Raw genomic sequence first — 12,848 nt, 5'->3', positions numbered from 1 at the left:
AAAAATCCCCCTCATCCTTTTTCTAGCTTTACAGTAGAAAAAGACAGAGAGGGGGTGCAAATATTTTTACTGTGTCGTATGGTTGCGGATTCCTTGTCGTTCCCATGCATTTGCAATGATACGGAAAGGTAGTTGATAATCTTTTAGCTCGTGCCCTTGCCCAGAAGCTTTATTTTGATAGGAGAAACCCTTGTTCACGTCAAAACGAAAGGAAACAGAGTAATAGACAGCGTAGCTCGCATCCTTTTGGAAGCCATGCTGTTTATCCCCCATCAAAGGCGTATCTACTCCCACTTCGCGAGTTCCTAGCTTGGAAGCGGAATAAGAAGGACCTCTCCAGAGCTGGGGAGTCGCTTGTTGCAAGGCTAACAACGACTGTAACGGCGTTTGGCGTAAGCCAGTTTCTGAAATCCACGCCCGCGCAGATGTTACGACAGGAAACTGGTTGCTCACGGGATGGCGATGTCGATCCTGCAGCTCCACTTGTGTCAAGATTCGCTCCCCCGCATAGTAATCGTTTGGCTGGCTGTTTGGATACCGGTCCCTGGCATGATACGCTGCCCATTCGGCTGTATGGCGAATCGAGCCTGTTGCATTCGGCTCAAATACTTCAAAGGAACGCTCTCCCCCTTTTACCGTTATGGTATAGCCTCCTGTCATTGTTTTGGATATGTTCTGTGGTTCACAAACCTCTTCATCTTCGTCGTTCATCGCGCAGCTCTCGTAGGACAATTCAAAATCGACCTGATAATCCATTACGATGACAAAGCCGTTGATTTCTGCTTTGTACTTTTGCGATTGGAGTACTTGGCGCCAAGTCGTCTGCGTGGGGACAGTGGTTCCTGTGTACACGACCTCTGTACCTGTAGATGCACTGCTTACCTGCCATTGCATCGGCGCACCGGGGCCTGTCAGCTTCAGATCAAGCTGCGATGGTGTATACACCGCCATGCTCTTTGCATCTGAAATCCACCCGGGATTCGCAGTGACGGTTACGTTTTTGATAGTGTCCCCGCTGACTGAACTCTCCAATTGTGCTTTAAATTGTGTAATTTTCTGATTGATCTCCTGCTCTGTTTTTTGGAAGCCTTCATTTATTTTCGTCTGATCAATGACCACGCGAATCGTAGCAGGCTCACGTTCCCACACGCCATCTGCATGTAGCGGCAGTTTTTGTAGCTGTCGACCATCACTGTCATAAATCTCTAATCCAATTTCACCGCCATCAAAATCGTCTCCACCACCAGGCGGCTCGAGAACTCCCCCACCAACTATCTTCACGGGCCAAACCGCACGATTGTCTGTCCAGATCGTCTCATTTTCCGGCATGGATTTCGCAGGGTTGATATGGGCGATGAAATCCTCCGATTTTTGCGGATACTTCGTCGGAACCGTGATCTTACGAACCTCACCCGGCTTGAATTCCTTCACATCCAAGCTGGTTTCCTTCTCTGAGCTAGCCCACCGAACAGCCAATTTCGTATCATGCGTTAATTTCCCGGCATTCTTCACGTTGAATGTAATTGTCGCATCGGTTCCTGCGGCTTGAGGGCTCTTCGGATCAATTTGAAAGCTCGATTTCACAATAAGCAAATTCTCTCCATCCGGCTTTGGAGTGCCTTTGCCAATTTGCACAAAAAAATGACCGTCGCAGCCATCACTCTGGGTTGAGTAAAATTGCACCTTGTACAGACCTTCTAGAAGAAGATCGTTCCCATCTTCCGGAAAATACACCCAATGTCCATTTGTGGAGGTGTTTGATCCATCCAGTTCTTTTCCATTCCGCTTTCTTTCCCAGTTTCCTGTGGCCGGATCGAACCACCTCATCGAAAAGTGACTATCCTCGGACAAAAACATGTGAAAACGATACCCGTCTGGAATTTCATCTGCTGCTAATTCAATTGTTTCTCCACGTTTAATTTCTTTGCTCCACTTTTGGTTTTTCAGATTAATTTCTACAGACACCAAAATATCCTGGCATTTTTGGTCAGATTCAATGGTGAATCGTACCTCACCCGTGCAGCCCGTCTCGGACTCGAACAGCAGTACAATTTCATCACCAACATCCACAGTGACTGGCAACATCAGCCTGAATTGATCTCCCGCTGCAAGCTTGTCGGTTAACGCTGTTTTTCCTTCGGGGGTCTTCAAATACCAGGTACCAGATACCTTCGAGGAAAACCATAGATTGGTATCGTAGTGGTTTCCGAGATCAGTAAAGTATTTGAAATATACCGGGTCTGTCAGTGTATATCCTGAACTGGGTGATCCATTCATCAGTTCGCCTTCTGGAGAAAATGGTAGCGGCGGCTCGCTATGTACCAGGAATTTAACCTTTTTTTGGTCCGCTATTGTACAAGAGGCATCTTTTACTACGATCGTGATTTCCCAATTGCAGTCAGGCCGATCTTTCCACTGTGTCCCATCGAAGTTAAGCTTAAGTTTGTACGTTTTTCCTCTCTCAAACTGAACATCATACGGGTCATGAATATTCCCGTACGGAAGTTTTAAGCTGGAGGAATGATAGGATCGCCATCTGCCATTGTCACTTTCCTCGACTGGTAAGGTATAAATTTTTCCGTTTGGAAGTGTTACATCCCACTTGAGCGATGCTTCCTCGCTATCTCCGTATTTGGTTGTGTATTTGGCTCGGAACGTCAGCGTGTCAAACGGCATAATCTCAATCGTTTCACCGTTTCTCACTGCTGATGTCGACAGTGTAACGATGGGGCATGAGCCTTCGCCGTCTGGCGACTTGACTCTCAAATATTTCTCCCAGCATTCGGTTCCATCATCACTGACGTAGATGACTTTTACCCGTCCAGAGCTACCGATGCTTCCTGTCCCGACTTTCCTGTTGCCATTCGCCCCAGGCTTCATATCATAACCATTCATGGTGAACTTCCCCGATTTATTGGCATAGAGAGTGATTTCGGCATTTTTTTCGACAGCAATATCTGAGCCGCCGCTTGCAACAGCATTGTGGTCTTTAATATCCTTATCGCCAACGACTTGAATGTTCAGTTTGGTTTTTGTTGATCCGATCGAACAGGCTGGACCTGGATCAGGCTTTTCAGGATCGGGTTTTTCCGGTGGGGTTACATCACCTACTGTGAATTGTGCTGTGTAAGGTGTCGAAACGCTTATGCTGCTTGATCCTTGGCGACTTCTTTGATGCAAGTCAGTGATTGTCAGCGACACCTCATACACGCCTGGCTCGGAAGGCTTATATTCGGTATTTTTATAGGTCCACTTGTAGCCTGGGGGACTGCTTGTCTCGTTTACCGTGGGAACGGCGGTACTGGGATCGTTGAATTGTCGATTAGACAAGAGGCTTTTGTATCCACGTCCCGTTGTCTTGTTGATCACGTTTAAAGACCATACAAAAATGCCGCGGTCATAGTAAGAAAAGTCCGTGGCATTTGCATGAATCTCAACTGTTTCGTTGAGGTTGTATTTGGTTTTGTCGGTGGTTATGTTGCCGCTGGGTTGTGGGGTTGTTCGGAAGTGGCCTACTGAGATGTATCCGCCTTTGCCGTCTGGGACGAGGTTGTCTCCTTTGGTGTAGCCTGCGCCGCCTGAGGCGGAGGCTAGTTCTGCGAGGTTGTAGGCTTGGTACTCATTAGGAACGGTTAAATTGATTACTGTCTTACTATAAACATTAGCAGTTCCACCTAGAATAAAATTAGAATTCCCCCCCAACCGATTGATCCAGTATACAGCTTCACTGTTATCTACAAAGTACCATCCCCTATCTGCTTTCGCGTTTGTATCAGCAAAACCCAATACTTTGGTCCCATCGATAACTCTATCTACTTCTATTTGAGAAATAGTTGCACCTAGATATCCTACTATGTCAGTAATCTGAATAGTGTCGTACTGTCCTTTTGGAGTAAGTTCTTTATTCGAATCAACAGTCGCAACAGTAATACCATGGAGGTTAGGAGCAGCCTCAACAAAATTAGGCTGAATGGTAAGTAGCCCGCACAAAAGAAAAAACGAAAGCACAGAAAAAAATAATTTCCTGTACTTCATAAAATGTATGCGCATTATTTAGCACCTCTTGGTGTATGGAATTTTTGACTTATACTTAATCGCTCCAATTCGGGAAATTTTGAATATCTAAAAGAACCGGCATCTGTTGAGTCATTCTTATTTGTCACAAAAAAAACCATACTACTTACACTATTTATTAAGATGTTAAAAGATTGGTTGTTTATGAAGCCTTCTCTTCCATTTTGCTTAGTAACAAATGTTGCTGTAATCATAAAATCACTATCACCCTTAGGTACCTTCCCACTAATCTTCCCATTCACAACCTTCAAGCTCTTATGAAACTCATCCGCATACTTAGCCCCTTGCTCAAGCTGCCACTTATCCTTCCACAAATAACGCAAAATCTCCGCAGCTTCCCCTCGCGTCACAGGCAAATCTTCACGAAATTTAGGCTGACCACTAGGTGCTGGCTTCATCCATCCCCACGTGATTAGCGCCCCGGTATTGGTTAAATTCGGATTCTTTTCACCCCGAATTGGCTTCCATGCAGCATACACCAGCGCTGCCGTTTCTTCCTTCGTCAACAATCTATTTGGCTCTACCTTCACCCCCGCCAAAATCCCCGCCTTCTGCGCCTTCTCATAGCTCATCGTCGCCCAGTGCCCTGCTGGGAGCTGCGGTACGGGTGCTCCCTCCTTCAATTCGCGGATGGCTACTAAACTCGCGATAAACTGCCCCTGCGTGATTTGACTATTCGGATAAAAGTTCCCCTTGCTATCCAGCCATAAGTATTTCTTCTGTACACCAAAATCAATGGCTGCCTTTGCTGTATGTGAAGCGTAGTCCTTCGCTTGCGCAGCAGCTTTTACCGTATGACTGTCAGCAACTCCAATAAACCCTGCCAATGCTAGTACAGATGCTAGTAGGTATGACATCATTGCACGTCTGTTCATGGAATGACCCCCTCTTTACCGGATATTTTACCTATATTATCCATTTTTAGAAAGTGTCTGATTTAGGTTCCTTTGCAAAAAGCTTCGCAACGTATTCTCGGGTACGGCTCCTTCCAGCTTGTCGACCACCTTCCCTTTTTCGACGACAAAAACAGTGGGGGTTGCCTCTGCACCGAGTCGCGACGCTTCATCTAGCTCTTTCTGCTTATGGATATCCAGTCGTTGAATCATTTCCGGTGGATACGCCTTCACAACTCTCTCGAATGTCGGGCCGAACTCCGTACAATATCCGCAGCTATCACTATAGACGTACACCACTCTTACTTCATGGGCACTGGCTGTACCCCACGCACTTATACCGACGGCAAGCATAACCACACCGAGCGCGATCCACAGCCACCATTGCTTGCTTCTACTCACGTCCATCTCCCTTTCGCTCATCAAAATGTTTCATCCCTATGCACTTGTCAAAGAACGATGCCCGTATTATGCAGCCCCGAACTGAGACAAAAAAAGCCAGCCCCATTGGACTGGCTGACATGTATAAAAAAAAGACGTACCACAACTCTTGCAAGTTCGTACGCCGTGCTTGTCCTCGTATGATGTTCCCTATTGCATATGTGCAGTGCCGCCGTCTTCCTTCATCAGCGCACGCAGTTCTTCAACAAACGCCTGCCCTTTTTGAATCTCTTCTTCGGTGTAGCGTTGCTTGCTCTTAAATGTAAAGATTTTGCCCTTCATTTCCTCATAAGGCAGGTGGTTGAAATACAGAATCGTAGAAACCAGCTCAAGAAAACGGGAATTCTCCTCATTCATACGCAAAATCGCACGTTCTCCACTACCGAAATCAACCTCATGAAACTTGAGAAAATCACGACCGGTTTCGTTCAAAGAGTAACGATACATATGAATGGCACCTTTACTCTCCATTTGCTCATCCAGAAGCCCCATGTTGCACAGCTCATCTACTCTGAGCGTCAGTTCCTCCGAATATGGACCGTACATGTGAAACTCGTAGCGCTCATCGAAATCCATCTCCAGATGTTTTCCTATGTACACCATCTTTTGCAATTTTTTTCGCCCGCTCACTTCGCCGACTATCTCAATCAGGCGTATGATCTTGGCGTGACGATTAAGCATCCTCCATCACTCCCAGACGTTCTCGAATCTTACGGGAGAGATCCCCCGGCAAAGCCATGACTTTATCCAACGGAAAGTACAGCTTGTAATCAAAGCGCCGCTTTCCACTAATGGCCTGTACAATTTCTGACTTCTGTGACAGCTCGACCAGTTCGCCTGAAGGCATTTGGAGCATAATCGGAATGCGCTCCTCTTCTTCTCCGGCACGGTAAAAATCATACGGAAGATCGGAGGTCGTGTCTACCTCCAAATAATACATCGGGTCAATTCCGGCAGATTGAAATAGTTCTTTCAGCTCAGACAGCAAGCGGAAATCCCTCGGATTATATTCGACGTATTTAAAGAGATTCCTGTCCAAAAAACGGGCGCACAAATCTTTCAACACGGGGTCATGCTCTCTGCGCCAGAGCTGCATATAGAAAAGAATAATGGACTCATCAAGCGCCAAATAGTCAGCGAGCTCTACCTTTTCCTGCAAGAAAGGCAGCAGCATGACAGGCTCCTGCATGAACGGATAGCCTTGGGAGAACAAGAGCTTTGCCCTTTGAAAAATTTTGCACAAGATGACTTCGGCACTTCGTGTCACGGGATGGAAATAGACCTGCCAGTACATTTGATAGCGAGACATGATGTAGTCTTCGACAGCATGCATCCCACTGAATTTAAAGACAATACCATCCTCCTGCGGCCGCATGACACGCAAGATTCGTTCAATCTCGAAATTGCCGTAATTGACGCCCGTATAGTAGGCATCACGCAGCAAGTAGTCCATCCGATCGGCATCGAGCTGGCTGGAAATAAGGCTTACGATCAGTTTATTGTCATATGTCTTATTGATCACTTCTGCCAATTTCTTCGGGAAGCTATCATCAAACCGACGAAGAATTCGGTTGATTTGCGTATCTCCAAGCAAAATGGCGCGCGTCCAATCCTCGTGGTGATACTTGAACACCTTTTCAAACGAATGAGAAAACGGACCGTGGCCCACATCGTGGAGCAAAGCCGCACATAGGCACAGCAGCTTTTCCTCATACGTCAACTGAATTCGGCCTTCGAACGTCTCCAAAATCCTGCGCATCAGTTCATATACACCAAGCGAGTGGTTAAAGCGGCTATGCTCTCCACCATGAAAGGTAAAAAAACTGGTGCCCAGTTGCCTGACTCGGCGCAAACGCTGGAATTCTGCCGAGTTGATCAAATCCCAGATGAATTTGTCACGCACGTGGACGTAGCGGTGGACAGGGTCTTTGAATACCTTTTCTTCATGAAGAAGCTGTGGCTGTTGCATCCTGGACACTCCCTTCCTGTACTGCGTTCTCTCTATTACTGACAGTGAATGTTGATTCTATCATATCATACGTCTGCTACCGTTTCTTGCTCAATCAAACTCTTACAAAAATCTGAAGAATGCCATTTCCATCTAGACCGAGTAAAAGGCATGTAGGATCATATAGAAAAAAATGGTTTGGATGAGAGGTTTTCACAAATGTTGAACAATACATTTCGATACATAACGAAAAACCCACTTTTACTCCTTTTATTGATGATTATGCTCTTTCTGCCCTTACTCGCCTCCTGGGGGCAGTTTCTCTCCTCAGGTTTTTTGCGGGAAACGGTTTCCGTCTCTCTCCTATTCTGGCCGAAAACCGATTGGAAGGTCGCTATCCCGCTTCCTGGCTGGCTCATTTTTGGTGTTATCTCGCTGATTTACGCTTGCGGAATCTTATGGCTTGTACAAAAGAAAAAATTGGGCCAAGCATTTCTGTTCATCCTTGTCGGTCTCTTATTGGCAAAAGCGGCCGGAGGTGCGTTTCAAGCGATTAGCGGATGGTCTACCACGCAGCCAATCGGTACACAGTCACTTGCTGGCAAAGCAAATCTGCTTGTGTTTGCCACCTGGCATAACCCTTTGTGGGAGGAGCTTGTCTTTCGTGGCATCCCGTTTCTCTTGCTAATACTCATTTATCGAAGGAACACAGACCTGCCCACTGGTGCGAGGTGGATCTATCTTCTCATTCCTTCGATGATTTTCGCTTACTATCACGTACCCGGGCATGGTCTAGGGACTCTTTTTGAATCGTTTCTCATTGGTGTTTTGTGGGCATGGGCAGCACTTCGCTGGGGACTGCTAGCTCCGATCATTCTGCACATTTATGCAGATGCGATGATCATCCCTTCTCTCCCCAAAATGAAAAACATGCCTCTAGAGGAGATTCCCTGGCTGGTCAACCACAGCATGCTGCTACAGTCGATCTGGGCTTTATGTGTACTCGTTTTTCTCATACTGGCTCTTGCTCTTTTGATAATCGGCTGGCGAAAAGCAAGAAAAGCTTATTAAAACAAACAGCGGCAAACTCCCGAACGAAATGAATCGGAGAGTTTGCCGCTGTTGCATGTCATTACAATGTCTCTGCCTCAGCCCCATACAAATCCGGGCGCTTCGCGGCTTTTTTCGCCAGCTTTTTGATCTTGTGCTGCGTCAGAACCGTATAGAAGGACGGTACGACGATCAAGGTCAAAAGTGTCGAGAACGCCAAGCCGGAAATAATGGTGACCGCTAGCGGTTTGAACAAAACGTCACCCGAAATAGCTAACGGCATCATACCTGCAATCGCTGTAAGCGAGGTCAAAAGAATAGGCCGTAGCCGTGCCTCACACGCAGAAATAACCGCCTGCTTCAGCTCCATGCCTGTATGACGTGCCTCCTCGATGAACTCGATCAAAACAATCCCGTTACGCACCACGATGCCCGCCAACGCAATAATCCCCATCATTGTCATAAAGCCAAGTGGCGTCTGGGTCACGAACAAGCCGATCAAGCTCCCCGATACAGCGAGATAAATCGTACTGGTAACCAGTACAGGAATGGTCAAGGAATAGAATTGCATCGCGATCAAAATCAGGATCAAGAAAACCACAAGAATCGAAAGTTTGCCCATGTCGATAAAAATATCAGTCTGCTCGGAAGTCTCGCCGCCAATCTCATAGCGGTATCCTTCAGGCAAGGACATACTATCGAGCATCGGCTTGATCTCTGCCATTACGTCTGTAGCCGTTCTACCTTTCAGATCACTAGTAACCGTCACGCTCCGCGACAAATCGCGATGCGGGATCGTCTGTGTACTGAAAGTCGGTTTTACTTCCGCAAGCTGTGACAACGGAATCAGCTCTCCACGCGCATTGGCGATGCTGAGTCGCTGGAACAGCAATGCAGGGTCTTCCTCACCTTTTTGCAAGAACAGCTTCATATCTATCAGGTCTGAGCCCGTATCAAACTCGCTTACGGTAATGCCTTCGCTCACCAGACGCAATGTCGTGGACAAGTCCGTGTAGTTGACGAGCTTTTGCTCCATTAGCTCTTTATTGACGACAAATTCCAAGGTGTAGCGTTCTACCCCGAAATCGTCTTGTACATTGTACGTTCCCTCTAATCCGGCAACCTTTTCTTTTACTTGTGCAGAAAGAGAGCGCAGCGTCTCAATATCCTCTCCATAAAAACGGATCACGACTGGTTTTCCAACCGGAGGACCTGCCTCCAGCTGCTTCGTCAAGATACTGGCTTCCGGATACAGCTTTTTGAATTCCTCTGTCCACGGCTCCAGCATGTTCTCGAGATGGGTCTCTTTTTCATTATAACGAACCACTAGCTGTCCGACGGTAATGCCGCTTCCGGCAGCTGTATCTCCGCCGAACATTTTCGGTGCACTGCCTCCCGCGTACGCAGATACTGTCTCGATGCCAGGCTGCTTCAACACCCAGTCTGCCGTCCCACGTACCACTCGGTCTGTTTCCTCCAGACTGTTGCCTACGGGGAGACGGATATCGATGAGAAACTGCGGGCGATCATCGTTCGGGAACAATTCCACTGGAGTGAGCGGTATCAATCCATATGCTGCCGTTCCAATCAATACGCCAATCATTCCTGCCAAAAGCGGTCGCTTCAAAATTTTCGGCATGAACTTGCTCGCATACCACTTGGTCAGCTGCAACAATTGTTTCCCCAACAGTCCAGCGGGCTTACGATACCCTTCTACGCCAGCCTTTCTACGTTGCTCATACCATTGGCGAAAGATCGGGATGATCGTCAGCGACATGACCATCGACGCCAGCATCGTCATCGAAATAATGACGGGAACCGGACGAATGAACTGCCCGACGTTGCCGCTCAAAAACATCAAGGGCGCAAACGACGCAATCGTAGCCAGCGTAGCAGTCGTGATCGATATCGATACTTCCTTGGCACCATGAACCGCCGCAGCCATCGGTTTTTCACCCAGGACAGACAGTCTCCGCTCAATATTGTCATTGACTACCACAGCGTCATCGACCAATATCCCCAGCACAATAATCAAGGAAACGATCGAGATCATATTGAGTGAAATACCCAGAGATGGCAGGAACATAAGCCCCACAGCCAAGGAAATCGGAATCGCCATCGCTACTACCAATGAAGTGATCAGGTTCAATCCGAGTGCACACACCACCAAAACAGCGACGATGGCAATCATCATTTCTCGGGTCAGGTCGCTAAAAAGCTCATCGACGCGTTCATTTTGACTGTAAATCGAGTGTCTCTCGGCCCCTGCCGGAAGTGTTTTATCCAAGGTAACCATCATCTCGTCAACGCGCTTCTGCAAGGACGGCACATCACTTCCTGTCTCTGCATTAACGCTGATCGTGATCGAAGGCTTCCCATTGAAATACGAAGTCGTTTTCACCGTTTCCGTCGTCATTTTGACCGATCCGATGTCCTTCAGATAGATCGGGAAGCCCTCTTTTGAACGAGAGATAATGACTTTATTCAGTTCTTCGACATCTGTATTTTCCGCCAGCTTAAGCTGGTAGGTCCGTTTTTCTGTGGTCAGGTCGCCAAGCGGGATTTTTTCATTTTCCTTTTTGACCGCCATCATCACCTGACTCCATGTGATCCCGTACTGGCTCAGCTTTTGCGTATCAACCTCGATGTGGACCTCCTGCTCCGGTAGACCTTCCACCAGTACATCCGCTACGTTCGGAATGGTGCGCAGCTGTTCTTTCCACGATTTCAGCATGGTACGCATGCTGTACAATTCCTCACGCGTGTTAGCGGTGACCGCAAACGATTGGACAAACGTACGATTCAAATCATCATTGATGATCGGTTGTTTCGCATCGGCTGGCAGATCAGCCTCTGCGTCCTTTACCTTCTTCCGCAATTCATCCCATTTTTGCTTCGGGTCTACGTCACTCTTTGCTTCCACCATGATAAAAGAGACTCCGAGGGAAGATGAGGATGATATATAGTTAAGTCCCTGTAATTCATTGATTTTTTCTTCCAGCTTTTTCGTAACAGCCTGCTCGACCTTTTCCGGCGAAGCTCCCGGGTATACCGTCGTGATCGTCGCCATGTTGACGATAATATCCGGCATCTCTTGCTTGGGTAGCTGAAAAAAGCTCAGGGAGCCTACAAGTGCAATCATGCTGAAAAACAGAAGCGTGATTTTGCGCTTTTGTACGATGTACTTGATCACGGTTGTGTACCTCCTGCCGCCTCGATTGGATCACCGTCAAACAAACGGTCCACCCCTTTGACGATCAGTTGGTCTCCTTCTTTTAATCCGTTCTTGATCTCGAGCTTGTCACTGACAATCTGCCCGATGGCTACGCTTGTTTTGACAGCCTTGCCGCCTGCATTGACGAAGACATGCGCGTCATCTTTTCCTCTGCTGATGACTGCTTCCACTGGTACGTAGACACCTTCCTGCCCCGTTACCGTTTTGGTCGCTTTCACCACCTGACCAGCAAACCAGTCACGAGCTTGGTTGGCGATTTGGACCTCTACACCAATCGTTCCGGTATTTTGGTTCGTGGCAGGAAATATTTTTGTCACTTTGCCATCCCGTTTTTGTCCATACAGGTCTAAGGAGATCGTCTCGCCTACTTTCCATGCCGAAATCTCACGGTCAGGAACGGGCAATACGACTTTTAATGTGTCGATGTTGCCGACTTGAAAGACGGGGGTGCCTGAACCAACCAAATTGCCAGCAGACGAGAGCTTGGCGATGATCGTCCCGTTTATCGGCGAACGGAGCTGTGTTTTGGCAAGTGTATTGGCTGCCACTTCTTTGGCAATGACGGACTGATTATAAACAGCCTGGCTCAACTGTTTGTCTTCCACACGAGCGCCTTGGGTAACTAGCGAATAGGACTGCTGTGCGTTTTGCAAATCCTTTTGCGCAATCGTCAATCCATTTTGTGCACTTTCATACTCGCTTTTGGAGATGGCGTTTTGTTGGTAGAGCTTTTCAATCCGGTTGAAATCATCCTGCATTTTTTGCAGAGCGACTGTTGCTTTCTCTACCAGCAATCGCGCCTGTGTCACTTCTTGCTCTCTCGCCCCATTCGTTACCTTGCTAAGATTTGCCGCACTCTGCTGCATAGCAGCGTTTGAAGAGGCGACTTGGAGCGAGTAATCCTGGGCGTTCACACGGGCGAGCACATCTCCCGCTTTGACTGTGTCTCCTTCTTTACGGTTCATCTCCACGATACGACCGCCTACTTCAAAAGAGACGAGTGCTTCCTCCAAAGGAGCCAGTGTACCAGACAACTCTGTAACGGTAACAGCCTGCTCCTTCTTCACTTGTGCAACGATGACATGCTTCATTTCCTTCTGGGGTGCCGAAGCAGGCTGTTGCTCGCTGCAAGCCGTCGTTGCCAATAGTCCGATCATCATTACAGATACAAGCCATCTTCTCTTCATGACTTCCTCCGCCCCTATGT

8 protein-coding genes are annotated in these 12,848 nt (G+C 47.6%); 1 reads left to right on the top strand and 7 read right to left on the bottom strand.

The features are described 5' to 3' along the window. Window positions 1–66 precede the first annotated feature (66 nt). The 5 genes from HPY28_RS14980 to HPY28_RS14960 form a co-directional block, all read right to left on the bottom strand. A complete protein-coding gene (locus HPY28_RS14980; RefSeq protein ID WP_174230845.1) occupies window positions 67–4,050 on the bottom strand; it encodes an ABC transporter permease in 3,984 nt (1,327 codons plus the stop codon). Beyond that, window positions 4,050–4,949: an S-layer homology domain-containing protein gene (locus HPY28_RS14975; RefSeq protein WP_174230844.1), complete on the bottom strand. Its 900-nt coding sequence runs from the start codon at window positions 4,947–4,949 to the stop codon at window positions 4,050–4,052. The genes HPY28_RS14980 and HPY28_RS14975 overlap by 1 nt, the downstream gene beginning before the upstream one ends. Before the next feature lie 36 nt (window positions 4,950–4,985). Then, a complete protein-coding gene (locus HPY28_RS14970) occupies window positions 4,986–5,375 on the bottom strand; it encodes a thioredoxin family protein (RefSeq protein ID WP_174230917.1) in 390 nt (129 codons plus the stop codon). 183 nt (window positions 5,376–5,558) lie between these two features. Further along, window positions 5,559–6,089, bottom strand: coding sequence for a YwgA family protein (locus HPY28_RS14965; protein WP_069851095.1), 531 nt, complete (start codon window positions 6,087–6,089; stop codon window positions 5,559–5,561). Continuing rightward, window positions 6,082–7,377, bottom strand: a complete 1,296-nt coding sequence (locus tag HPY28_RS14960; RefSeq protein WP_173623305.1) for an HD domain-containing protein — start codon at window positions 7,375–7,377, stop codon at window positions 6,082–6,084. Before HPY28_RS14960 ends, HPY28_RS14965 begins: the two co-directional genes overlap by 8 nt. A gap of 198 nt (window positions 7,378–7,575) precedes the next feature. On the opposite strand from HPY28_RS14960, the gene HPY28_RS14955 reads away from it, so the two are divergent. Further along, window positions 7,576–8,427 carry a CPBP family intramembrane glutamic endopeptidase gene (locus HPY28_RS14955; protein WP_017252422.1) on the top strand — a complete coding sequence of 284 codons (852 nt, stop codon included), beginning with the start codon at window positions 7,576–7,578 and terminating at the stop codon, window positions 8,425–8,427. 61 nt (window positions 8,428–8,488) lie between these two features. Here HPY28_RS14955 and HPY28_RS14950 read toward each other — a convergent pair whose 3' ends face one another. Then, the gene (locus HPY28_RS14950) at window positions 8,489–11,599 is read right to left on the bottom strand and encodes an efflux RND transporter permease subunit (protein ID WP_174230843.1); all 3,111 of its coding nucleotides are present in this window, start codon (window positions 11,597–11,599) and stop codon (window positions 8,489–8,491) included. After that, window positions 11,596–12,828: an efflux RND transporter periplasmic adaptor subunit gene (locus tag HPY28_RS14945; protein WP_174230842.1), complete on the bottom strand. Its 1,233-nt coding sequence runs from the start codon at window positions 12,826–12,828 to the stop codon at window positions 11,596–11,598. Before HPY28_RS14945 ends, HPY28_RS14950 begins: the two co-directional genes overlap by 4 nt. Window positions 12,829–12,848: the final 20 nt, after the last annotated feature.

Source organism: Brevibacillus sp. HB1.2 (assembly GCF_013332495.1).
Lineage (GTDB): Bacteria > Bacillota > Bacilli > Brevibacillales > Brevibacillaceae > Brevibacillus > Brevibacillus porteri.
This window is presented reverse-complemented; position numbering and strand designations above follow the sequence as displayed.

Excerpts from the sequence above, each read along its gene's own strand:
- HPY28_RS14980 (WP_174230845.1), bottom strand. The coding sequence starts at position 4,050 with ATGCGCATACATTTTATGAAGTACAGGAAATTATTTTTTTCTGTGCTT.
- HPY28_RS14975 (WP_174230844.1), bottom strand. The coding sequence starts at position 4,949 with ATGAACAGACGTGCAATGATGTCATACCTACTAGCATCTGTACTAGCA.
- HPY28_RS14970 (WP_174230917.1), bottom strand. The coding sequence starts at position 5,375 with ATGGACGTGAGTAGAAGCAAGCAATGGTGGCTGTGGATCGCGCTCGGT.
- HPY28_RS14965 (WP_069851095.1), bottom strand. The coding sequence starts at position 6,089 with ATGCTTAATCGTCACGCCAAGATCATACGCCTGATTGAGATAGTCGGC.
- HPY28_RS14960 (WP_173623305.1), bottom strand. The coding sequence starts at position 7,377 with ATGCAACAGCCACAGCTTCTTCATGAAGAAAAGGTATTCAAAGACCCT.
- HPY28_RS14955 (WP_017252422.1), top strand. The coding sequence starts at position 7,576 with ATGTTGAACAATACATTTCGATACATAACGAAAAACCCACTTTTACTC.
- HPY28_RS14945 (WP_174230842.1), bottom strand. The coding sequence starts at position 12,828 with ATGAAGAGAAGATGGCTTGTATCTGTAATGATGATCGGACTATTGGCA.